This window comes from Streptomyces sp. NPDC030838 (genome assembly GCF_055572035.1).
Genome location: NZ_JBVIED010000002.1, coordinates 444,965 through 468,171 on the forward strand (window position 1 = coordinate 444,965; position 23,207 = coordinate 468,171).

Sequence of the window (23,207 nt, forward strand, 5' to 3'; positions counted from 1 at the left end):
ATTTCGACCCCACAGCCGTCGCCCACGGCCGACAGCCTTCCCCTGCGCCCCGGCACCCGTTCACACCACCGGCACCCGTTCACGCCACCGGCAGCTGTTTACGTCGCGGCACCTGTTCAGCGCGTCAACGCGCCGCAGCCCGCCCCAGCTCGTCCAGCGTCGCCGCCACGGCCGGCACCTGTGCCAGATCGGGCAGGGTCAGCGCGACGACCTCCCGCCGCACCGCCGGCTCCAGCGCCACCGTCCGCGCCCCTCTCGGCCGTACGGACTCGATCGCGAGCTGGGGCAGCACGGCCACGCCGAGGCCGGCGCTCACCAGGCCCACCACCGCCGGATAGTCGTCGGTGGCGAAGTCGATGCGGGGCGTGAATCCGGCGCTCTCGCAGACCTCGACCAGCTGGCCGCGGCAGCGCGGGCAGCCCGCGATCCAGGGCTCGTCGGCGAGTTCCGCGATGGGCACGGAGGCCGCGCGGGCGAGCCGGTGGCGCTCGGGGACCAGACCGACCAGCGGGTCGGTCAGCAGCGGCCGTACGACCAGGTCGTCCCACTCCTCGGCGCCCGCCGCCCCCTCGTACCGGAAGGCCAGCGCGATGTCGCAGTCGCCCTCGCGCAGCATCTCCACGGACCGCGGCGGCTCGGCCTCCTCCAGGGAGACCCGGGTGCCGGGGTGGGCGGCGCGCAGCGCGGCGAGGGCGGTGGGGACGAGGGTGGAACTGCCGCTCGGGAAGGACACGAGCCGCACCCGTCCGGCCCGCAGGCCCGCGATCGCGGCGACCTCCTCCTCGGCCGCGGTGAGCCCGGCGAGGATCCCGGCGGCGTGCCGCACCAGCGCCTCGCCCGCCTGCGTCAGCCGCATCTCCCGCCCGGTGCGCACCAGCAGCGGGGTGCCCACGGATGTCTCCAGGGCCTTCATCTGCTGGCTGACGGCGGGCTGGGTGCAGCCCAGTTCGCGCCCCGCCGCGGAGAAGGAGCCGGTGGCGGCGACGGCGCGCAGCACGCGCAGATGACGAGCTTCGATCACCCCTCCAGCATAAGGGAAGCTTGGGTACGGCGCCGAATAATGAGTCGCCGCTTTGGTTCGGTCCGGCCTACCGTGCCGCCATGAGGTTGCTGTCAGTGAACCTGGGCCAGGCGCGGACCGTGCCCTACACCGACAATCCGGACGGCGTGACCGGCATCGACAAGCACCCGACGGACGGGCCGGTACGGGTGGCGGCGCCGGGGCCCAAGGGCATCGGCGGGAGCGGGCTGGCCGGAGACGCGGTGTGCAAGAAGCAGCACCACGGCGGCGACGACCAGGCCGTGTACGCGGTGGCCCGCGAGGACCTCGACGCGTGGGAGCGCGAGCTGGGCCGCACGCTGGCCAACGGCGCGTTCGGCGAGAACCTGACCACCTCGGGCCTCGACGTCTCCGGCGCCCTGATCGGCGAGCGCTGGCGGATCGGCCCCCAGGTGGTCCTGGAGGTCACCTCCGCGCGGATTCCCTGCCGTACCTTCCAGGGCCATATGGGGGAACAGGGCTGGGTCAAGCGGTTCACGCGGCGCGCGGCGCCCGGGGCGTATCTGCGGGTGATCGAGCCCGGGGAGATCCGCGCGGGCGACGCCGTCGAGATCGTCCACCGTCCCGGCCACGACGTCACGGTCGCGCTCCAGTTCCGCGCGGTCACCACCGAGCGGGAACTGCTGCCGCGGCTGCTCGCGGCGGGCGAGGCGCTGCATCCGGAGCTGCTGGAGACGGCGCGGACGTATGTGGCGAAACACGGGCGGAACCAAGCCCCGTGACACAGCTTCTGAACGGTCGTCACGGAGAACGGACGCCGTCCGTCCGGGTCACTACCCTTGCTGCATGACAACGGCTCTGATTACGGGATCGACCGCGGGAATCGGCGCCGCCTTCGCACGGCGGCTGGCGGCTGACGGGCACGACCTCGTCCTGGTGGCGCGGGACACCAAGCGCCTGCGGGAGCAGGCGACCGAACTGCACGACCGGCACGGCATCGAGGCCGAGGTGCTGACGGCGGACCTGGCGGCGGACGACGGCATCGAGGCGGTCGCCGCGCGGCTCGCCGATCGCAAGAACCCCGTCGACCTGCTGGTCAACAACGCGGGCTTCGGCCACAAGGGCCGCTATCTCGACGTACCGATGACCGACGAGCTGATGATGCTCAAGGTGCACTGCGAGGCCGTACTGCGGCTGACCTCGGCGGCGACCGAGGCGATGCGGGAGCGCGGGCGGGGCGGCGTGATCAACGTCGCCTCCGTCGCGGCGTTCCTCCCGCGCGGGACGTACGGCGCCTCCAAGGCGTGGGTCGTGCAGTTCACCCAGGGCGCCGCGAAGGACCTGGCCGGCAGCGGCGTACGCCTCATGGCCCTCTGCCCCGGCTTCGTCCGCACCGAGTTCCACCAGCGGGCCGGGATGGGCACGGACAACATCCCCAACTGGATGTGGCTCGACGCGGACAAACTCGTCGCTGCGGCACTGGCCGACCTGGCCCGCGGCAAGACCCTGTCCATCCCGGACCCGCGCTACAAGGTGCTGATGGGCGCGACGAAGCTGGTGCCGCGGGGGATGCTCGGGGGGATCAGCTCCAAGGCGGGGCGGAAGTACGGGCCGGAGCACCAGGCGCGGTAGCGGGGCTCACCGACTCGACCACGTAGGGGACGACTCGCGGGTCCAGGCGGGCGGCGGCGGTCAGGCCGTCGAGCCAGCTGTTGTCGCCCAGCAGTACGTGCACGGCCAGCCTGCGACCGAGATCGGGGGCGACGACAGGGGCCAAGGCCATGGCGGCGGCAAGGCTGACGTCCTCCGGGGCGGTGTCGACGCGGGCGCGGCGGATCGCGCGGTCGATATCGCCGGCGGCCACCAGAGCTTCGACCAGGGTGTCCTCCGCGCGGGCGCGACGGGCTGCTGGGACGAGGCCCTGGACGAACCGTTCGGCACGCTCGCAGTGGCCGATCTCTACAAGAGTGTGCAGGAGATCGTCAGTTCCTCGTCCGGTCTCCTGTACGAAATGCATCGCGGCGTCGGCCTCTTCGGCCACCGCGGCGTATCGGGCCAGGGCATGCAGGGCTCGCAGCCGTTCCAGGCGCAGGAGCAGCTCGTTCCGCAGCGAGTCGTCGGAGAGCCAGAGTTCCGTACGCGGAGCGCTTTTCGGTGGGGCGGCGACCAGCAGTTCGCCCGCCCGCTCGGCCTCTCCCTCGGCAGCCAGAGCGGAGGCGATCGAAGCCAGGACGCTGCTTCGGCGGCCGGGCTCACCGATGCGCTCGGCAGCGCGCAGGGCCCGGTCCAGCTGTCCGGTGTGCGCGAAGTCTCGCGCCAGGTCAGCGGCGAGTTCGTCCGAGAACAGCTCGTCGCTCACTTGGACGACCGCCTCGGCGCGGTCGTACGCGCCCGCCTCGGTCAGCCCACGGATGACCGACGACAGCACGCCCTGCTGCGCGCTGAGATCGGTGCAGGTGGCGACGAGGGCTTCCGCCCGGCCGAACTCCCCGGCGCGGGCCAGCGCGTCCGCCACCCACACGGCGATCGACTCGTAGTCGAACAGGACTTCGGCGGCCTCGTCCAGGTCAGGTGCGGGCGGCAGCAGGTCCTCGACCCGGGCGAGGACGGCCCTGGCCGCGTGGTCGTGTCCGGCCTCGCGCAGACACTCCGAGAGCTGCGCCCGTTCCCAGGCGGCGCGCCCTGCCGATGGCCGCCGAGCCCGCGCCTCCGCACGAGAGAGCAGGCCCGCCGCCCACGCCATCGACGTACCCGCCGGGGCGGCGGACTCCGTGAGGAGAGCGATGACCCCACGGGCCAGCGCGCCGACGGCACCCCGGCCGTCGAGGGCGTCGGCGAGGGCTTCAGCCCGGTCGAGCCGTCCGGCGGCGGTCAGTTCGCTCACCACGCCCCTCAGGGTGCTCTTGCGGACGTCGTCCTCGTCAATGCTCCGGACCGTCTCCTCCGCCTCGTCGACGCGTCCGTGTGCCGCCAACGCCCGAGCGATCGCACCCACCCCGAGCCACAGGTACGTGTAGTCCACGATGTCCGACAGCAGCGCCTCCGCCGCGTCAAAGTCACCGGCGTTCGCCAGTGCGGACACCAGCACGCAGATCAGGCCCGAGACGTCGTACTCCTGCTCGGCCACCGCATCGACAAGTCTGCGCGCCCGCTCCAGTTCCCCGGCCCGGGCCAGCTCCCGCACCACGCCGTCGGAAACGTCGTCCTCGGCCAGTTCCTCGACCTCGCCGAAGAGGCGGTCCGCCTGAGTACGTCGCCCAGCGCGCGCGAGATGCCCCGCGCAGCGCGCCAGTGCCGACGGTCCGGCCTCCCGGGCCAGGGCCTCCGCCCGGTCGAACCGTTCCGCCACCGCCCACGCGTCGACCATTTCGACGACCAGCATGCTCCGTTCATCGTGGTCGGCGGGAGCTCGCACCATCGCTTCCGCCCGCTCGTACTGCCCGAGCAGCGCGGTCGCCCGGACGATCGCACGCCTCGCCCCGCCCAGGTTGGCGTCCTGCGGCCGCACTCCGCCGGCCGCCAGCTCGGCCTCCGCTTCCGCGAGCAGCGCGCGGGCGTAAGAGCGGTCCGCCGTGACAGCGGCGATCTCGGCGAGGGCCCTGGCCCGGGTAGGGCGTCCCGGGATGGCCCGCGCCAGCGCCTCGCCGCGCTGCGGCTGCCCCACATGCACCCACGCAACGCAGAGTTCCGCCGGGATCGCGAAGTTCCGGTCCCGCAGTCGGGTCCGCTGTCTGGCCAGGCGTAGCAGCAGCAACAGATCGACGGGCTCCGCACCGGCCACCCGCTCCGCCGTCTCCCGGATCTCCCCGAGCGCCGCCGCGTCCCCGCCCGTCGCCTCCAGCATCCGGTCGTGGCGTACGGCGTCCAGGGCGCACTCCGCCATGCCCGCCACGTCGTCCGCCGCCCGCAGCATGCGGAAGTGGCCCCGCAGCAGGTACTCCGGTGTCTCCTCCGGCCAGCCGCGCTCCCGCCATGCGCCGGCCCAGGCGGCCAGGCGGTCGCGGCAGCGGCGTAGCTCCGCCTCCCCCAGCATCTCCACCGCCTGCGCCTGAAGCTCCTCGTGCCCCAGCAGATACACACCCGCCCGCACCGCGAAGGTCCGCCCCGTGCGGGTGCGCAGTGCGTCCCGGACCCGGTAGGCCACCGCCCCGGTCAGCTCGGTCAGGTCGTCCGCCGTGAGGCCGCCGCCCGCGGCGGTCACCAGGGCCAGCAGCTCGTGGTCGAGGCCACCCACCGCGATCAGCTGCTTCAGTTCGCGTTCCGCCTCGGTGCGGATGACCTGGGCGTGGGGAGAGGGGGTGAGGGTGCGGATGATCGCGGGGTCGCGCAGGGGGTGGTCGGTGGGGACGTCGCCGGGGAGGGGCGGGTTGAGGCGGCCGGCGACCACCACGCGCATCCCCGCCTCGGGGCGGGCGGGCAGCAGGCCGGCGATGCTGTGGGCGTCGGGGCCGGTGGTGACGCCGCGGTCCTCGTCGAGGCCATCGACCAGGAGGACCAGGCGTTCGCCGCGCGCCTCGCAGGTGCGTGCGGCGGCGCCGTAGAGGTGGAGGAGGTGGGCCTCGCGGGTCGCCTCGGTGAGGTGGGCGGGCAGGGCCTCGCCGGCCAGCTCCGCGAGCTGTTCCAGGACGACGTCGACGTAGGCCGTGACGTCGTTCTGCGCGCCGAGGCGGGCCGTGACGAAGAAGGGGACGAGGCGCACGCCGCGCGGGGGATGGAGAGTGAACCAGGACAGCAGTGCCGTTTTGCCGGCCCAGGCCTCGGCGCGCCACCAGGTGTACGCCGGGCCGGAGTCGGACGTGCAGAAGGCCGCCAGATCGGCCAACTCCGGGTCGCGGTCGAGGAGTCGTGCCGGGGCGATACGCCGCACCTGTTCCGCGTAGGCGGACCGGACCGGCGGGGCGAGCTGGACGTGGTTGTGGTCTCCCGTGACCGCCACCCCGATGTCGCGGCCCGCGGCCACCGAGCGTTTCCCCCACCAACGCATGCCGTCATGATGCCAAAGGAGGACAATGGTGCTGATCACCCGGACCCGGAGGGCCGGAGGCGGCACCATGACCTTCGTACAGCTCATCGACTGCAAAACCAACCGGTTCGACGAGATGAACCGGCTGATGGACAAGTGGGTCGAGCAGACCAAGGGGAAACGGACCGCGACGCACAGTGTGATCGGGAAGGACCGGTCGGACGCGTCGCACTTCATCGAGATCGTGGAGTTTCCGTCGTACGAGGAGGCGATGCGGAATTCCGAGCTCCCTGAGACGGACCGGATCTTCCGGGAGATGGTCGCGCTCTGCGACGAGATGCCGACGTTCACGGATCTGGACGTGGTGCGCGACGAGCAGCTGTTCACCACGACCGTGCGGCGCTTCTTCGAGCTGCTGGCCACGCCCGGGAGTGAGCCTCCGCCGCTGGACGAGGTGATGGCGGAGCACTATCACGATCACGATCCGGCGAATCTGGAGGACGCGATCGGGATGGACCACATGCGGCGGCAGATCCGGGTCTGGCGGGACGGGTTCGATTTCCGCTTCAGCATCGAGGATCTGATCGCCGAGGGCGACCGGGTGTGCGCGCGCTGGTTCTGGAAGGGCCGGCACAAGGGCGAGTTCCTGGGGATTCCGGCCACCGGGAAGGAAGTCTCGATGAGCGGTACGACCGTCTTCCGGTGCAGCGGGGACGGGAAGCTCGTCGAGGGCTGGTGGGAGTACGACCGGCTGGGGCTGATGGAGCAGCTGGGGGTCTTCGAGGAGATGGAGAGGTGAGCGGGGCGTAGGGCCCGCGAGGGGAAACGGGGAGGCCCGGCACCGTGGGGTGCCGGGCCTTCCTGTGAGGCGGTGCGTCAGTGCGCGTGGCCGTGGCCGTGGCCGTGACCCGCGGCCGGCTCCTCCTCTTCCTTCTTCTCGACGACCAGGGTCTCGGTCGTGAGGAGGAGGGAGGCGATGGAGGCGGCGTTCTCCAGGGCGGAGCGGGTGACCTTCACCGGGTCGATGACGCCCTGCTTGACCAGGTCGCCGTACTCGCCGGTGGCGGCGTTGTAGCCGCTGCCCTTCTCCAGCTCGGCGACCTTGGAGACGATGACGTAGCCCTCCAGGCCGGCGTTCTCGGCGATCCAGCGCAGCGGCTCGACGGCGGCCTTGCGGACGACGGCGACACCGGTGGCCTCGTCGCCCTCCTTGCCGAGGTTGCCCTCGAGGACCTTCACCGCGTGGACGAGCGCGGAGCCACCACCGGAGACGATGCCCTCCTCGACCGCGGCGCGGGTCGCGGAGATGGCGTCCTCCAGACGGTGCTTCTTCTCCTTCAGCTCCACCTCGGTGGCGGCGCCGACCTTGATCACGCACACGCCGCCGGCCAGCTTCGCGAGGCGCTCCTGGAGCTTCTCGCGGTCCCAGTCGGAGTCGGTGTTCTCGATCTCGGCCTTGATCTGGGCGACGCGGCCCTGGACGTCCTCGGACTTGCCGGCGCCGTCCACGATGGTCGTGTCGTCCTTGGTGACCGTCACGCGGCGGGCGGTGCCCAGCACGTCCAGGCCGACCTGGTCGAGCTTGAGGCCGACCTCCTCGGAGATGACCGTGGCGCCGGTGAGGACCGCCATGTCCTGGAGCATCGCCTTGCGGCGGTCGCCGAAGCCCGGGGCCTTCACGGCGGTGGCGTTGAAGGTGCCGCGGATCTTGTTGACGACGAGGGTGGAGAGGGCCTCGCCCTCCACGTCCTCGGCAATGATCAGCAGCGGCTTGGAGGCGTTCGACTGGATGATCTTCTCCAGCAGCGGCAGGAGGTCCGCGATGGCGGAGATCTTGCCCTGGTGGATGAGGATGTACGGGTCGTCGAGGACGGCCTCCATGCGCTCCTGGTCCGTCACGAAGTACGGCGACAGGTAGCCCTTGTCGAAGGCCATGCCCTCGGTGAAGTCCAGCTCCAGGCCGAAGGTGTTGGACTCCTCGACGGTGATGACACCGTCCTTGCCGACCTTGTCCATCGCCTCGGCGATCAGCTCGCCGACCTGCTGGTCCTGGGCGGACAGCGCGGCGACGGCGGCGATGTCGGACTTCTCGTCGATCGGGCGGGCGGTGGCCAGCAGATCGTCGGAGACGGCCTTGACCGCGGCGTCGATGCCCTTCTTCAGGGCGGCCGGGGAGGCACCGGCGGCGACGTTCTTCAGGCCCTCGCGGACCAGCGCCTGGGCCAGGACGGTGGCGGTGGTGGTGCCGTCACCAGCGATGTCGTTGGTCTTGGTCGCCACCTCCTTCACCAGCTGGGCACCGAGGTTCTCGTACGGGTCCTCGACCTCGACCTCGCGGGCGATGGTGACACCGTCGTTGGTGATGGTGGGAGCGCCGAACTTCTTGTCGATGACGACGTTGCGGCCCTTGGGGCCGATCGTCACCTTGACCGTGTCGGCAAGCTTGTTGACGCCGCGCTCGAGGGCGCGACGGGCGTCCTCGTCGAACTTCAGGATCTTCGCCATGACAGCGGGAGCCCTCTCGAAATCTGTGGGTGAAAGCGACTGCGCCCCAGGCGCCCGGCTTCTTATCGGTCGCGGGGGCCAGGGGCGCAGCTCAGAGCGAAATGCGTCGAGGTGACGACTTACTTCTCGATGATCGCGAGGACGTCGCGAGCCGAGAGGACGAGGTACTCCTCGCCGTTGTACTTCACCTCGGTGCCGCCGTACTTGCTGTACAGCACGATGTCGCCGGTCTTGACGTCGAGCGGGAGGCGCTCGCCGTTCTCGAAGCGGCCCGGGCCCACGGCCAGGACGACGCCCTCCTGGGGCTTCTCCTTGGCGGTGTCCGGAATGACCAGGCCAGAGGCCGTGGTCTGCTCGGCGTCCAGCGGCTGGACCACGATGCGGTCCTCAAGCGGCTTGATGGCAACCTTGGAGCTGGCGGTCGTCACGATCCGACCTCCCCCTTCGGAGATCTCACGGGGTTAACTGTCTGAGGTGGCGACCAGGTCGATCCGTCGTCGCGGGTGCCGGACCTGCCCGTCGCTTTGTTGGCACTCTCCCAGGGGGAGTGCCAGAGCCGAGACTATGACCGCGATTAGCACTCGGTCAAGCGGAGTGCCAATTGCCGACGGCGCGTCGGCCGAAGCGGTGCGTGAACCCGCGGTTCCGCAGCGCGCCGAGCGCCGCGCTCACAGGTAGTCGTCCAGCCGCCCCACGGTCAGCCCTTCTTCCTGGATCCGGCGCAGCAGCCGTACGGTCCGCTCTTTCAGCGTCGGTGTCAGCGTCTCGGTCGCCGGGACGGCGATGATGTCGCCGGGGCGCAGGCGGGGCGTCCCGGTGGCGAAGGCGAGGTCGGTGGCGGCCATGGTGGCGCGCCAGAGGACCACCGCGCGGACGCCGCAGTCCGCCGCCGCGCGCAGGGTGGTGGTGTCGTACGTGCCGTAGGGCGGGCGGAAGAGGTGGGGGCGGACGCCGAAGCGGGCGTGGAGTTTGTGCTGCTGGCCGCAGATCTCGGCGCGCTGGCCGGCGTACGGCAGACCGCGCAGCGCGGCGTGGTCGAGGGTGTGGTTCTGCAGGCCGGCGCCGACCGCGCGCAGGCGCGCGAAGTGGCCGTAGCCGGGGCCGGCGACGCTGTCGGTGAGGAACATGGTGACCGGCAGGCGCAGTTCGCGGACCAGGTCGACGAAGCGCGGGTCCTTCTCGGCGCCGTCGTCGTAGGTGAGGAAGACGACCCTGTCGCGGGTGCGGACGCGGTCCACGACCGGCGGGAGGGCGGTCGTGGGCAGGGCGGGCCGCACGGTCGGCCTGGGGGGCGGCGACAGCGGGGCGGCCAGACCCCAGCGCAGGTGGGGCGGAGCGGAGGGGGCCGGGCGGTCGGCCGCCGGGCCCGGCGCGCCTCCCCCGGCCGCCGTGCAGCCGGCCAGCAGCAGGAGGAGGGCCACGGCCGGACCGGTGGCCCGGCGCGGGCTCACAGGTAGTCCTCCAGGCGGGCCACGGCGTATCCCTCGGCGGTGACCTTGTCCAGGAACCGGCGGATCATGTCGGGCATGGTGCCGTCCCAGTCGTTCAGGCCGCGGAAGTGGCTGAGGACGATGTCGCCGGGATGGATGCGCCGGTCCCACTCGCGGTACTCCCAGCGGTCGACGAAGACCTCCTCGTTCCACAGGGGCACGTGCGTCACCCCGCAGGCCTTGGCGGCCAGCAGGGTGTCCCGGTTGTAGTTGCCGAAGGGCGGGCGGAAGAGGAGCGGGCGCTTGCCGTAGCGCTCCTCGATGACGTCCTGCATGCCGCAGATCTCGTGCTTCTGACGGGCGTAGGACAGTCCGGGCATGTAGGGGTGGCGGAGGGTGTGGTTGTTCAGCCGGACTCCCCCGTTCTGCATGCGCTCGAAGTAGCCGTAGTCCTCGCTGACCAGGTAGTCGCTGAGGAAGGCGGTGTACGGGACCTTCAGGTCGCTCATCATCCGCAGGAACGCCGGGTCTTTCTCGGCGCCGTCGTCGATGGTGAGGAAGACGATCTTGTGCTTGGTCGGGACGGTGGTGAAGACGGGCGGGAGGCCCAGCTCCTCGTGGTCGTCGACCTCGAAGCCCGCGCGGGTGGTGATCCTGGGCTTCTTCGCCGGGGGCGGCGGGGCCGTGAGCGGGACCTGCTTCAGGCCCCAGCGCCGCGCGGCGGCGGCGCGGGAGGCGTAGGAGTCGGGCGTCTCGCCGGATGCCCCGTGGGGCGGCTGCTGGCCCGCGGCGGGGCCGACATTCGTCGCGTCGCCGCCCAGGGCACAGCCGGAGACGATCGCCGCGGCGGCGAGGACGGCGGCGCCCGCGCGAAGACGGACGCCATACGCCCCGCTTTTGTCATTTTGTACTACTAGTCGCATGGTGCCGGATCTTCCCAGCCGTCACCCGCGTTCCCCGGGCGACACCGCCACCGGCGGCGCACCATCCACCGACTGGCCGACAATGAGCCCGTGGACAACCCGGTGAACGACCTGAACACCCTGCGCACCCCCGAGGGCGCCGCCCTCCTCGACGAGGTGCGCGGCACCGACCCCGCGCACGAACTCGCCGTCGCCACCCGGCTGCGCCGCGAGCACCCGGCCGAACTGGTCTCGGCCGCCCTCGGGCAGGCGCGGCTGCGGCAGCGGGCGGTGGCGAAGTTCGGGGCCGAGGACGCGGGGCGGATGTTCTTCACGCCCCACGGGGTCGAGCAGTCGACCCGGGCGAGCGTCGCCGCGTACCGGGCGCGGCGGATGCGGGAGCTGGGCGTCACCTCCGTCGCCGACCTGTGCTGCGGGATCGGCGGGGACGCGATCGCGCTGGCCCGGGCCGGGATCCGGGTGCTCGCCGTGGACCGGGATCCGGTGACCGTGGCGGTGGCCCGGGCGAACGCCGAGGAGCTGGGCCTCGCGGACCTGATCGAGGTGCGGGAGGCGGACGTCACGGAGGTCGACACGGGCGGCTGTGACGCCGTGTTCGTCGACCCGGCCCGGCGCGGCGGCCGCGGCCGCATCTTCGACCCCGAGGCCTACTCGCCGCCGCTGTCCTGGGCCGTCGAGGCCGCCCGGCGGGCCCCGCACGCCGCCCTCAAGGTGGCGCCCGGCATCCCGCACGAGGCGGTCCCGGACACCGCCGAGGCCGAGTGGATCTCGGACGGCGGGGACGTGAAGGAGGCGGTGCTGTGGTTCGGCACCGCGCCCGGGCTGGTGCGGGCCACCCTGCTGCCCGGGCCGCGCACGCTGACCGGCCGCGGCCTCGCCGACCCGGCCGTGCGTCCGGTCGGGCGGTATCTCTACGAGCCGGACGGTGCCGTCATCCGGGCGCATCTGGTCGCCGAGGTGGCCGAGGAGGTCGGCGGCGGGCTGCTCGACCCGACCATCGCGTACGTCACGGCCGACGAACCGCGCCCCACGCCGTACGCCACGGCGTACGAGATCACCGACCACCTCCCCTTCAACGCCAAGAAGCTGAAGGCACTGCTGCGGGAACGGCAGGTGGGGACACTGACCGTCAAGAAGCGGGGCTCGGCCGTCGAACCGGAGGAGCTGCGCCGCAAGGTACTGCCGAAGCCGCACGGGACGGGCGCGGTGACCGTGTTCCTCACCCGGGTGGCGGGGGCGCCGACGATGCTGCTCGGGCACCCCGCCTAGGGCCTAGCCGCACTCCTCGGCCCGACGCTTCAGCAGCTGACGTTCGCGTTCGTTGCCGGTGAGCGACGCGGCCCGTTCGAACTCCGCCCGCGCCTCCGTCGTACGGCCGAGGCGGGCCAGGAGGTCGCCGCGGACGCTGGGGAGCAGGTGGTAGTCGCGCAGGGCGGGTTCCAGGGTGTCGACGATCTCCAGGGCCGGTTCGGGCCCCTCCGCCATCGACACGGCCACCGCGCGGTTCAGCTCGACGACCGGGGACGGGGTGCGGGCGGCGAGCAGGGTGTACAGGGTGGCGATGGCCTGCCAGTCGGTCTCCTCGTAGGTGTACGCGCGCGCGTGGCAGGCGGCGATCGCGGCCTGGAGAGCGTACGGGCCGGGTGGGCCGTCGGAGGTGGCCTCGGCGCGGGCGAGGGCGGCCGCGCCGCGGGCGATGAGCATGCGGTTCCAGCGGCGGCGGTTCTGGTCCCTGAGCAGGACGGGCTCGCCGTGCGGGCCGGTGCGGGCGGCGGTGCGGGACGCCTGGAACTCCAGCAGGGCCGTCAGGCCGTGCACTTCGGGCTCCTTCGGCATCAGCGCGGAGAGCACGCGGGCCAGCCGCAGGGCGTCCTCGCACAGGGACGGGCGCAGCCAGTCGTCGCCGGCGGTGGCCGCGTACCCCTCGTTGAAAATCAGGTAGATGACGTCGAGGACCGAACCGAGCCGGGCCGCGCGGTCGGGGCCGTACGGCACCTCGAAGCCGACGTTCTTCGCGGCCAGGGTGCGTTTGGCGCGGACGATCCGCTGGGCGACGGTCGGCTCCGGGACCAGGAACGCGCGGGCGATCTCGGCCGTGGTCAGGCCGCCGAGCAGGCGCAGGGTGAGGGCGGTGCGGGCGTCGGCGGACAGCACCGGGTGGCAGGTGGTGAAGACCAGGCGGAGCAGGTCGTCGTCGATGTCGTCGGGGCCGGCCGGCTCCACGGGCGGCGCCGCCTCCGGGAGGTCCCGGCCGATCTCCGCGAGCTTGCGGGCGTACGTCTCGCGGCGGCGGACCAGGTCGACGGCGCGGCGCCGGGCGGCGGTCGTCAGCCAGGCGCCCGGGTTGTCCGGCACCCCCTCCCGAGGCCACTGCTCCAGCGCGGCGACCAGGGCGTCCTGCGCGAGTTCCTCGGCGATGCCGACGTCCCGGACGACGCGGGCGACGACGGCGACGACCCTCGGGTACTCCAGGCGGAAGACGGTGTCGATGGCCTGACGGGTGGCGTCGGCGGTGGGCTGTGCGGTCACAGCCCACCATCAGACACCCCAGCGGCGATACGTCCAAGGAGGGCGCTCAGCCCTCGGCGACCTCCCGCAGCTCACACGTGATCGTCCAGTGCGGCTCGTGGATCTTCAGGAACCGCTTCGTCCACTCCAGGGCCTCGGCCCGGTCCTTGCACTGCATCAGCGCGTAGCCGCCGATGACCTCCTTGGCCTCGGTGAACGGCCCGTCGGTGACGGACAGTTCGCCGCCCTCCCAGTGCACGCGGGTGCCCTGCGCGGTCGGCGTGAGCCCGGCGGTGTCGAGCATGACACCCGCCTTGGTCATCTCCTCGATCAGCGCGCCCATGCGCTCCATCAGGTCCTGGCTCGGGCCCTCCTCAGGGGCGTTGTTCTCGTCGACGCGGATCAGCGACAGGTAGCGGGGCATGGTGACTCCTCGGATCGAATCGGTGGCGGGTGCCGGGTCCTTCCCGGCCTCTCACCCTTGCGTCGATCGGGAGACACGCGGATCGACACGCTCGCCGAAATTCCTCGAAGATTTTTTCCGCACGGCTCCGCTCAGCGCAGCGTCTCCCACAGCTCCCCCGCCTCCGGCTCGTCCGTCACCACCCGGTTGCGGTCGGAGGGCGCCGGGACGACCGGCATCGTCAGCGTGGTGACCTGGTCCGCCGACAGGCCCCGCAGGCTCTGCCCCAGGTCGATCAGTTCGCCGAGCGAGTCGAGGCCGGTGTCGGTGGTGAGGCTGCCGGTGACCGCGTCGGCGACCTCGTAGAGCCGCGCCGGGTCGGTGAGCAGGCCGACGTCCGCGATCCGTTCCAGAAGCGCCTTGACGAGGGTCTGCTGGAGTCCGATACGGCCGAGGTCGCTGCCGTCGCCGATGCCGTGCCGGGTGCGGGCGAGGCCCAGGGCCTGCTCGCCGTCGAGGTGGTGGGTGCCGGCGTCCAGGCGCAGATGGCTCTGGTCGTCGTCGATGTCCTCCTCGGTGGTGACGGTGACCCCGCCGAGGGCGTCGACCAGCCGTGCGAAGCCCGCGAAGTCGATCTCCATGTAGTGGTCCATGCGGACGCCGGTCAGTGACTCCACCGTCTTTACCGCGCACACCGGGCCGCCCACCGTGTACGCGCTGTTGAACATCGCGCCGTACGCCTCGGCCGACTCGCCGCCGTCCGGCAGGGGGCAGGACGGCCGGGTGACCAGGGTGTCGCGCGGGATGCTCACCACGGTGGCCGCGGTGCGCCCCGCGTCGAGGTGGACGACCATCGCGGTGTCGGACCGGGCGCTGCCGCCCGCGCCGCCGCCCAGCCTCCGGTTCTCGGCGCCGTCGCGGGAGTCCGAGCCCAGGACGAGGATGTTCAGCGCCCCGCTGGGCAGTGGGGAGGCGGACGCGCCCGAGGCGGGCGACGGGGTGGTCAGCGCCCTGGGGGGACGGTCGTCGCCCAGGGCGCTGTTGATGTCGACGCTGGTGATGTTGTCGTTGAGCTGCCAGTAGGCCCAGCCGGCCGCACCGGCGCCCAGCACCAGCAGGACGGCGAGGGTGAGGCCGGCGGTCCTCAGGAAGCGTGACCGCCGGCCCACTGGTCTGCCCTCGTCCCCGTGTTCGTCAAGTCCCGCCACGGACAGGAACGTAAGTCCGAATTATTACGAGCAGGAACGCCAGGGCGGCTTTTCTTGGGAAAATCTCAGATTCCGCGGCCGGGACTCATCCCAGGGTCACCACGGGCACCGGGTTGCTCCCGCTCCACGTGGCGTTGAACCCGAACGTCACCGAACCGCCCGACGGGACAGACCCGTTGTAGGACATGTTCGAGCAACTGACCGCTGTGCCGGTCTGGACGCAGTTCGCGTTCCAGGCCTGGCTGATCCGCTGGCCTGCGGCGAACGTCCAGTCGGCCCGCCAGGACGTCAGCGCGGTGCCCTCACAGTCGATCCGCACCTGTCCGGTGAAGCCGTTGTTCCACTGGTTGACGATGGTGTACGTCGCCTTGCAGCCGTTGCCGGGGCCGGGCTGGCCGCTGCCGCCGAGCGACTCGGAGATGGCGTAGTACGCCGGTTTCGGCGCGAAGTTCTCGTCGTACGGCGTCGCCGCGCCGTAGCCGTCGAAGACGTCCGGGATCCAGGAGTCGGAGTCGGTGAAGCCCCAGACGGTGACGCCGGTGCAGCGGGCGACGGCGAGACAGGCGTTCATGACCGCCTTGTACTCGGCGGCCTGCTGGGCCAGCTTCGACTCGGTCGCCGGGAGCTGCATCCGGATGTCCAGCTCGGTGATGGCCACGTCGACGCCGAGGTCGGCGAAGCGCTGGATGTTCTGCTGGAAGGTGGACGGCACCTGACCGAGGATCAGGTGGGCCTGGAGGCCGACGCCGTCGATCGGGACGCCGCGCTCCTTCAGGGACTTGACCAGGTTGTACAGGGCGGTGCTCTTCGCGTTGACGCCCTCGACGTTGTAGTCGTTGATGTACAGCTTGGCGCTGGGGTCGGCGGCGCGGGCCCAGGTCAGGGCGTCGGCGATGTAGTCGACGCCGAGGTTGTCGTACCAGAGCGTCTGCCGGTAGGTGCCGTCCTCGTTGAAGGGCTCGTTGACGACGTCCCAGGCGGAGAGCTTGCCCTTGTACCGGGTGACCTCGGTGGTGATGTGGTCCTGGAGGATGGTGCGCAGCTCGGCCGGGGTGAAGGAGCCCTCGGTCAGCCAGCGCGGGTTCTGGCTGTGCCAGACCAGGGTGTGGCCGCGGACCTCCTGCCCGTGGGCCTGGGCGAAGTTCACGATCTGGTCGGCCTCGGCCCAGTTGTACGTGCCGCGGCTGGGCTCCACCGACTCCCACTTCATGGCGTTGCCGGGGGTGAGGGAGTTGAACTCCCGGCCCGCGATCTCGCCGTAGGTGCCGGTGAGCTTGGAGCCGGTGACCGCGGTGCCGATGATCTTGCCCTTGGCGTCGGCGAGGTCGCGCAACGGCACGTCGGCGGCGTGTGCGGCGGGGGCGGCGGCGAGCAGGGCGCCGAGGGTCGCGGCGACGCCGGCGACGGCCGACGCCAGGGAGAAGCCGGTTCTCAGAGATCTCATGCGGGTGCCTCCGAAAGTTTCGGTTGTATAACCGATTGGCTGCGGAGGAGTGTTGGGGTGAGGGAGGCGGGGCGTCAATAGGGCGACTTCCGGCCAGGCCGCTTTGGCCGCGGGCAGCCTGGGGTGCCACCCGTGCCGCCCCAGGCGGCACGCATGCCCGCGGCTTCAGTGACCGGCTTCAGCGGCCCCCGCCGCCGCAGCCGTACTGCTCCGCACCACCAGACTCGTCGCCAGCTCCACCCGCGTAGCCGCCGGCGCCCCCTCCTCCCCCCGCCCCAGCTCCAGCACCAGCCGCGCCGCCGCCTCCGCCATCTCGGTCAGCGGCTGCCGTACGGTCGTCAGCGGCGGCCCCACCCACCGGGCGACCGGCAGATCGTCGAAGCCGACGACGCTCACGTCCTCCGGCACCCGCAACCCCAGTTCCCGCGCCGCCTCGTAGAGGCCGAGCGCCTGGAGGTCGTTCCCCGCGAAGACGGCCGTCGGCCGGTCCGGCTGCCGCAGCAGCTCCAGGCCCAGCCGGTAGCCGGACTCGTGATGGAAGTCGCCGGCCTTGATCAGCGAGGGGTCCACCGGCACCCCGGCGGTCTCCAGCGCCGCCCGGTAGCCGTCGATCCGGGCCCGGCTGCACATCATCCGCGTCGGCCCGCTGATCGCGCCGATCCGCCGGTGGCCGAGGTCGACCAGATGCCGGGTCGCGGCCAGCCCGCCCTGCCAGTTCGTCGCACCGATCGACGGCACGTCGGACCCCGGATCACCGGCGGGGTCCATCACCACGAACGGGATCGACCGGCTCGTCAGCAGCGCCCGCTGCGACTCGTCCAGCTCGGACAGCACCAGGATCACCCCGTGCGGCCGGCGCGCGGCGACCTGGTCGGCCCAGGTGCGCCCGGGGCTCAGCCGCCCCGCGCTCTCGGACAGCACCACGCTCAGCCCGGCGTCCCGCGCCACGTTCTCCACGCCCCGGATGACCTCCAGTGCCCACGCGCTCTCCAGCTCGTGGAAGACCAGGTCGATCAGCGGCGACCGGGTGGCCTCGGCCCGCCGTCGCCGGTAGCCGTGGGCGCGCAGCAGCTCCTCCACCCGGTTGCGGGTCGCCGGGGCGACATCGGCCCGCCCGTTGAGGACCTTCGAAACAGTCGGCGCGGACACCCCCGCCTCGCGGGCGATCTCCGCGAGTGTCGCGGTCTGGGTGGACCGCCGTGCCGTCTGGGTTTGAGCGCGTTCCGGTGGAGTCATGCCCGCGATCGTATCCCTGCACGCCCCCTTGACGGACCCCGCGCGGCGTCTTACGTTCCCGGAACATTCGATATCGAGCCCGAAACATTCGCAGAAACGCAAGCCGAGAGGTTGCTGCCATGGGGTCCCACACGTCCACCGGCGGACGTTCGTTCAGCAGACGCTGGGTGCTCGGCGCCGGCGCCACCACCCTGCTCACCACCGGTCTGTCCGCCTGCGGCTCCGGCGGCGGCTCCGGCAGCGGCGGCGGCACCATCACCGCCTTCGTCTACGGCGACGACGCGGTGAAGGTCCAGCAGGCGGCCGTCGACCGCTTCAACAAGTCGGCCGCCGCGAAGAAGGCAGGCGGCAAGGTCAAGCTGGAGAAGGTCCCCGGCTCGGACTACTCCCCCAAGCTGCGCACGGCCATGGGCTCGCCCAGCGCCCCGGACGTGTTCTTCAACTGGGGCGGCGGGTCCATCAGGCCGTACGTGGAGGCCGACAAGCTCGTCGACCTCACCGACATCATCGAGAACGACAAGGTCCTGAAGAACGGCTTCCTGCCCTCCGTCCTCGCGTCCGGCGACCTCGACGGCCGCCACTACGGCATCCCCATGCGCGGCATGCAGCCGGTGGTCCTCTTCTACAACAAGTCCGTCTTCGCCGAGCACAAGCTCACCCCGCCCACCACCTGGGACCAGCTGCTGGACATCAACGGCAAGCTGAAGAAGGCGGGCATCACCCCGTTCGCCCTCGGCGGCTCCGACATCTGGCCGGAGCTGATGTGGCTGGAGTACCTGGTCGACCGGATCGGCGGCGAGGCGGTCTTCAAGCGCATCCAGGACGGCGACGCCGAGGGCTGGGGCGACCCGGCGGTGCTGAAGGCCGCCGAGATGGTCAAGGAGCTGGTCGACGACGGCGCCTTCGGCTCGAAGTTCACCTCGGTGTCGTACGTCAACGGCGGCGCCCCCGCCGTCTTCGCCAAGGGCAAGGCGGCGATGCACCTGATGGGCTCCTGGGAGTACTCCACGCAGCTCGGCAAGTTCCCGGACTTCGCGAAGAAGCACCTCGGCTGGGCACCCTTCCCGAAGATCGAGGGCGGCACCGGCGACGCCCGCAACGTGGTCGGCAACCCGACCAACTACTGGTCGATCAACGCCCGCACCCGCAACAAGGACGCGGCGATCGCCTTCCTGAAGGAGTGCGCGTCCCGGGCGTACGCCAAGGACCTGGTGGCCAACGGCGACGTACCGACGACGTCGAACGCGGCCCTGCTGCTCGGCGACGCGCCCAACCCCGAGTACGCCCGGTTCCAGTACCAGATGGTCGAGGAGGCGCCCGCCTTCACCCTCTCCTGGGACCAGGCGCTCGGCGACGAGCTGGGCACCAAGATGCACACCGAGATCGGCAAGCTGTTCGCGGGGAAGTCGTCGCCGAGCCAGTTCGTGGCGGCCTGCAAGGGGCTGAAGTGAGCGGCACGTCCACCAGACTCTCCGGAAGGGCTCGGGTCGGGCGTCCACACGCCGCCTGGGCCCTGCCCGGGGTGCTCTTCTTCGCGTTCTTCGCGGTCGTCCCGATGGCGCTGGCCTTCTATCTCTCCTTCACCGAGTGGGACGGCCTGGGCGACCCCCGCCTGGTCGGCCTCGACAACTGGCAGAAGCTCCTCGACGACCCGCGGATCACCCAGTCCCTGTGGCTGACGGTCCTGCTGACGGTCTGCTCCTGGCTCTTCCAGACGGTCGTCTCCCTGCTCCTCGGCGTCTGGGCGGCGGGCCCGCAGCGCAACCGGGCGGTCCTCTCCGCGATCTTCTTCGTCCCGCTGCTGCTGTCCTCCACCGCCATCGCGGTGCTGTTCTACGCCCTGCTCGACCCGAACTTCGGCATCATCCAGAAGGACACCCTCGGCTCGTCCAGCGGCGCGTTCCTCGCGATCGTGTTCGTCGGCGGCTGGCAGTTCATGCCGCTGCACACGCTGATCTACCAGGGCGGCGCCCGGCAGATCCCCGCGGTGCTCTACCAGGCGGCGGCCATCGACGGCGCCGGCCGCTACCGCCAGTTCTTCTCGATCACCCTGCCGCAGCTGCGGCACACCGTGACCACGTCCAGCGTGCTGATCGTCGTCGGCTCGCTGACGTACTTCGAGACGGTCCTGATCCTCACCAAGGGCGGCCCCGGCACGGACACGGCGATCCTGCCGTACCTGATGTACGAGGCGGGCTTCAAGTCGTACGACTTCGGCTACGCCAGCGCCATCGCGTCCTTCCTGGTCCTGGCGGCCACCGGGCTCTCCCTGCTGCTGGTCCGGCTGACCGGCTTCGGCACCATGCGCAGTACCCGCGAAGGGATGTGACGGAGTGTCACACGATACGTTGCCGCGTCCCGCCAAGCTCCGCGAGCCCGCCGGACCGCCGCGGCAGACGCCCCGCCGCCGGCGGCACTGGACGAAACGCCCCAACCCGGTCGCGGGCCTCGGCTCCCTGATCTGGCTGGTGGTCGTCCTCGTCCCGGTCTACGCGATGCTCTCCGCCTCGCTGACCAGCCAGGACCAGTCCCTCACCGGCAACCCGCTCAAGCCCCCGTCCGACCCCACCCTCGACAACTACAACACCGTCCTGAACAGCGGCTTCGGCCATCTCCTCGCCAACACGGCGATCGTCGCGGTGGCGGTGGTCGGCCTCGTTCTGGTGCTCGCCGTGCCGCTGGCGTACGTGGCGGTGCGTACCGGCAACCGCTGGTCGGGCGCCGCGTTCCGGCTCTTCCTGCTGGGCGTGGCGATCCCCGCGCAGGCGGTTGTCGTCCCGCTGTACCTGCTGATCGCCAAGCTCAACCTCTACGACACCCTGCCCGCGGTGATCCTGCCGACGGCGGCCTTCGCGATGCCGGTGTCCGTGCTCGTCCTCACCGGCACCCTGCGGGACATCTCGGAGGAGCTGTACGAGGCGATGGCCCTGGACGGCGCCTCCTCGCTGCGGATGCTGTTCCAGCTGGTGATCCCGCTGGCCAAGGGCGGCATCAGCACGGTGGTGATCTACTCAGCGCTCCAGGCCTGGAACGGCTTCCTCTTCCCGCTGATCTTCACCCAGTCGGACGACCCCCGGGTCCTCACCCTCGGACTCTTCAACTACGTCAGCCAGTTCGGGGTCAACGTCCCCGCGCTGCTCGCCTCGGTCGTCCTCTCCGGCATCCCGATCTTCGCCGTCTACCTGGTGGCCCGCCGCGCCCTCGTCAGCGGCCTGATGGGCGTGGGCGGCAAGTGAAGCGGCCTTTCGAACCCTCCCTTACCGACAGGAGTTTCATGACCACCCCCTGGCGTGACCCCGCCCTTTCCGTCGCCGCCCGCGTCGAGGACCTGCTCTCCCGGATGACCCTGGAAGAGAAGACCGCCCAGCTGTACGGCGTGTGGGTGGGCGCCGCCACGGACGGGGCCGGTGTCGCCCCGCACCAGCACGACATGACCGTCGAGTACTCCGACGAGACATGGGCGGAGCTGATCAGCCACGGCCTCGGCCAGCTCACCCGTCCCTTCGGCACCGCCCCCGTCGATCCCGAGACCGGAGCCCGCTCCCTGGCCCGCGCCCAGCGCCGGATCGCCGAGGCGGGCCGGTTCGGCATCCCGGCGCTGGCGCACGAGGAGTGCCTCGCGGGCTTCACCGCGTGGGGCGCGACCGCCTACCCGGTCCCGCTGGCCTGGGGCGCGTCCTTCGACCCGGCGCTGGTGGAGGAGATGGCCCGGCGCATCGGCGAGGACCTGCGCTCGGTCGGCGTCCACCAGGGCCTCGCCCCGGTCCTGGACGTCGTACGGGATCTGCGCTGGGGCCGGGTGGAGGAGACCATCGGCGAGGACCCGTACCTGGTCGGCACGGTCGGCGCGGCCTACGTACGCGGCCTGGAGTCGGCCGGGGTCGTCGCCACGCTGAAGCACTTCGCCGGGTACGCCTCCTCGGCGGGCGCCCGCAACCTGGCGCCTGTGCGGGCGGGTGTGCGGGAGTTCGCGGACGTGACCCTGCCGCCGTTCGAGCACGCGCTGCGCGAGGGCGGCGCCCGCTCGGTGATGGCGGCGTACACCGAGACGGACGGCGTGCCCGCCTCGGCGGACCCGCGCCTGCTCACCGATCTGCTGCGCGACCAGTGGGGCTTCACCGGCACGGTGGTGGCCGACTACTTCGCCGTCGGCTTCCTCCAGACCCTGCACCGCGTCGCCGGCACCGACGCCGAGGCCGCCCACGCCGCGCTCACGGCCGGCATCGACGTGGAGCTGCCCACGGTGAAGTGCTACGGCACGCCTCTGCTGGAGGCGGTCCGGGCGGGCGAGGTCCCCGAGGAGCTGATCGACCGCGCCGCCCGACGGGTCCTGGCCCAGAAGTGTGAACTGGGGCTGCTCGACGAGGACTGGACGCCCGAGCCGGCCGGCCCCATCGACCTGGACTCGGCGGCGAACCGCGCCCTGGCCCGCCGCCTCGCGGAGGAGTCGGTGGTGCTGCTGTCCAACCCGGACGGCCTGCTGCCGCTGTCCCCCGACACCCGGATCGCGGTCGTCGGCCCCCGCGCCGCCGACCCGCTGGCCATGCTGGGCTGCTACTCCTTCCCCTCCCACGTGGGCGTCCAGCACCCCGAGATCCCCATGGGCATCGAGATCCCGACGCTCCTGGAGGCCCTGCGCACGGAACTCCCCGACGCGAAGGTGACGTTCACCGAGGGCTGCGGGGTGGACGACCCCGACACCTCCGGCTTCCCGGAGGCCGTGGCCCGTGCCGCCGAGGCCGACGTCTGCGTGGCCGTGCTCGGCGACCGGGCGGGCCTGTTCGGGCGGGGCACGTCGGGCGAGGGCTGCGACGCCCTGGACCTCCGGCTTCCCGGCGTGCAGGGCGAGCTGCTGGACGCCCTGGTCGCGACCGGCGTCCCGGTCGTCCTGGTCCTGCTCACCGGCCGCCCCTACGCCCTCGGCCGCTGGGACGGCCGGCTCGGCGCGGTCGTCCAGGCCTTCTTCCCCGGCGAGGAGGGCGGCCCGGCGGTGGCGGGCGTGCTGTCGGGCCGGGTGAACCCGTCCGGCCGGCTCCCGGTGAGCGTGCCCCGCGACCCCGGCGGCCAGCCGTGGACGTACCTCCAGCCGCCGCTGGGCCTGGCGGGCGAGGTCAGCAACCTCGACCCGACCCCGCTGTACCCCTTCGGCCACGGCCGCTCGTACACCGCGTTCACCTGGGAGGACATCACCGGCGGCACCCCCGAGATCGGCACGGACGGCTCGTACGACCTCTCCGTCACCGTCCGCAACACCGGCGACCGCGCGGGCGCCGAGGTCGTCCAGCTCTACCTCCACGACCCGGTCGCCAGCGTCACCCGCCCGGACGTGCGCCTGGTCGGCTACCAGCGCGTTCCCCTCGACCCCGGTGAGGCGGCCCGCGTGACCTTCCGCTTCGCCGCCGACCTGTCGGCGTTCACCGACCGCACCGGCCGCCGCGTGGTCGAACCGGGCGCCCTCCAGCTCCGCCTGGCGGCGTCCAGCACGGACGTACGGCACACCGCGGAGCTGACGCTGACCGGACCGGAGCGGGTACTGGGCCCGGACCGGGTTCTGCGCTGCGAGACGGAGGTGCGGCCGCCGGCCTGA

At 71.9% G+C, this 23,207-nt stretch carries 19 protein-coding genes; 8 read left to right on the forward strand and 11 right to left on the reverse strand.

Translation table 11 applies throughout. The annotated features are described in order from the left end of the window. Positions 1 to 124: 124 nt before the first annotated feature. Positions 125 to 1,021, reverse strand: a complete 897-nt coding sequence (locus ACZ42A_RS09040) for a LysR family transcriptional regulator (protein WP_468526517.1) — start codon at positions 1,019 to 1,021, stop codon at positions 125 to 127. An 80-nt stretch (positions 1,022 to 1,101) separates the two neighbouring features. Between ACZ42A_RS09040 and ACZ42A_RS09045 the strand changes: the two genes are divergently transcribed. Next, a complete protein-coding gene (locus tag ACZ42A_RS09045) occupies positions 1,102 to 1,782 on the forward strand; it encodes an MOSC domain-containing protein (protein ID WP_468526518.1) in 681 nt (226 codons plus the stop codon). Positions 1,783 to 1,846: 64 nt separating this feature from the next. After that, the gene (locus ACZ42A_RS09050) at positions 1,847 to 2,632 is read left to right on the forward strand and encodes an SDR family NAD(P)-dependent oxidoreductase (RefSeq protein WP_468526519.1); all 786 of its coding nucleotides are present in this window, start codon (positions 1,847 to 1,849) and stop codon (positions 2,630 to 2,632) included. Here the strand turns inward: ACZ42A_RS09050 and ACZ42A_RS09055 are convergent. After that, positions 2,583 to 5,984 (reverse strand): hypothetical protein, encoded by a 3,402-nt coding sequence (locus tag ACZ42A_RS09055; protein ID WP_468526520.1) that lies wholly within the window; start codon positions 5,982 to 5,984, stop codon positions 2,583 to 2,585. The genes ACZ42A_RS09050 and ACZ42A_RS09055 overlap by 50 nt on opposite strands. A 67-nt stretch (positions 5,985 to 6,051) precedes the next feature. On the opposite strand from ACZ42A_RS09055, the gene ACZ42A_RS09060 reads away from it, so the two are divergent. Next, complete coding sequence (locus tag ACZ42A_RS09060; protein WP_468526521.1) at positions 6,052 to 6,762, forward strand: ester cyclase; 711 nt, start codon at positions 6,052 to 6,054, stop codon at positions 6,760 to 6,762. A gap of 77 nt (positions 6,763 to 6,839) precedes the next feature. Here the strand turns inward: ACZ42A_RS09060 and groL are convergent, their stop codons facing one another. The 4 genes from groL to ACZ42A_RS09080 form a co-directional block, all read right to left on the reverse strand. Next, positions 6,840 to 8,468, reverse strand: a complete 1,629-nt coding sequence (gene groL / locus ACZ42A_RS09065) for a chaperonin GroEL (protein WP_468526522.1) — start codon at positions 8,466 to 8,468, stop codon at positions 6,840 to 6,842. Between the two features lie 119 nt (positions 8,469 to 8,587). Then, positions 8,588 to 8,896 (reverse strand): co-chaperone GroES, encoded by a 309-nt coding sequence (gene groES, locus ACZ42A_RS09070; RefSeq protein WP_055493212.1) that lies wholly within the window; start codon positions 8,894 to 8,896, stop codon positions 8,588 to 8,590. Between the two features lie 240 nt (positions 8,897 to 9,136). After that, positions 9,137 to 9,919 carry a polysaccharide deacetylase family protein gene (locus ACZ42A_RS09075; RefSeq protein WP_468526523.1) on the reverse strand — a complete coding sequence of 261 codons (783 nt, stop codon included), beginning with the start codon at positions 9,917 to 9,919 and terminating at the stop codon, positions 9,137 to 9,139. Beyond that, complete coding sequence (locus tag ACZ42A_RS09080) at positions 9,916 to 10,821, reverse strand: polysaccharide deacetylase family protein (protein ID WP_468526524.1); 906 nt, start codon at positions 10,819 to 10,821, stop codon at positions 9,916 to 9,918. Before ACZ42A_RS09080 ends, ACZ42A_RS09075 begins: the two co-directional genes overlap by 4 nt. 102 nt (positions 10,822 to 10,923) lie before the next feature. On the opposite strand from ACZ42A_RS09080, the gene ACZ42A_RS09085 reads away from it, so the two are divergent. Beyond that, positions 10,924 to 12,090, forward strand: a complete 1,167-nt coding sequence (locus ACZ42A_RS09085; protein WP_468526773.1) for a class I SAM-dependent methyltransferase — start codon at positions 10,924 to 10,926, stop codon at positions 12,088 to 12,090. 3 nt (positions 12,091 to 12,093) lie between these two features. Here ACZ42A_RS09085 and ACZ42A_RS09090 read toward each other — a convergent pair whose 3' ends face one another. From ACZ42A_RS09090 to ACZ42A_RS09110, 5 genes are all read right to left on the reverse strand, one after another. Continuing rightward, complete coding sequence (locus tag ACZ42A_RS09090) at positions 12,094 to 13,350, reverse strand: RNA polymerase sigma factor (RefSeq protein ID WP_468526525.1); 1,257 nt, start codon at positions 13,348 to 13,350, stop codon at positions 12,094 to 12,096. Positions 13,351 to 13,396: 46 nt separating this feature from the next. Continuing rightward, on the reverse strand, positions 13,397 to 13,753 hold the full coding sequence (locus tag ACZ42A_RS09095; protein ID WP_468526526.1) for a YciI family protein: 357 nt from the start codon (positions 13,751 to 13,753) through the stop codon (positions 13,397 to 13,399). Positions 13,754 to 13,884: 131 nt separating this feature from the next. Beyond that, the gene (locus ACZ42A_RS09100) at positions 13,885 to 14,940 is read right to left on the reverse strand and encodes an LCP family protein (protein WP_468526527.1); all 1,056 of its coding nucleotides are present in this window, start codon (positions 14,938 to 14,940) and stop codon (positions 13,885 to 13,887) included. Positions 14,941 to 15,025: 85 nt separating this feature from the next. Then, entirely contained in the window at positions 15,026 to 16,384 is a 1,359-nt protein-coding gene (locus ACZ42A_RS09105) for an endo-1,4-beta-xylanase (RefSeq protein WP_468526528.1), read from the reverse strand. A 165-nt stretch (positions 16,385 to 16,549) separates the two neighbouring features. Continuing rightward, a complete protein-coding gene (locus tag ACZ42A_RS09110) occupies positions 16,550 to 17,620 on the reverse strand; it encodes a LacI family DNA-binding transcriptional regulator (protein WP_468526529.1) in 1,071 nt (356 codons plus the stop codon). A 119-nt stretch (positions 17,621 to 17,739) separates the two neighbouring features. Here ACZ42A_RS09110 and ACZ42A_RS09115 point away from each other — a divergent pair, with 119 nt between their 5' ends. From ACZ42A_RS09115 to ACZ42A_RS09130, 4 genes are read left to right on the forward strand one after another with little or no spacing between them, the layout of a single operon-like run. Continuing rightward, positions 17,740 to 19,071, forward strand: coding sequence for an ABC transporter substrate-binding protein (locus tag ACZ42A_RS09115; protein WP_468526530.1), 1,332 nt, complete (start codon positions 17,740 to 17,742; stop codon positions 19,069 to 19,071). Next, positions 19,068 to 19,949, forward strand: coding sequence for a carbohydrate ABC transporter permease (locus ACZ42A_RS09120; protein ID WP_468526531.1), 882 nt, complete (start codon positions 19,068 to 19,070; stop codon positions 19,947 to 19,949). The genes ACZ42A_RS09115 and ACZ42A_RS09120 overlap by 4 nt, the downstream gene beginning before the upstream one ends. Before the next feature lie 4 nt (positions 19,950 to 19,953). Continuing rightward, entirely contained in the window at positions 19,954 to 20,856 is a 903-nt protein-coding gene (locus tag ACZ42A_RS09125; protein WP_468526532.1) for a carbohydrate ABC transporter permease, read from the forward strand. A gap of 38 nt (positions 20,857 to 20,894) precedes the next feature. Next, entirely contained in the window at positions 20,895 to 23,207 is a 2,313-nt protein-coding gene (locus ACZ42A_RS09130) for a beta-xylosidase/alpha-l-arabinosidase (RefSeq protein WP_468526533.1), read from the forward strand.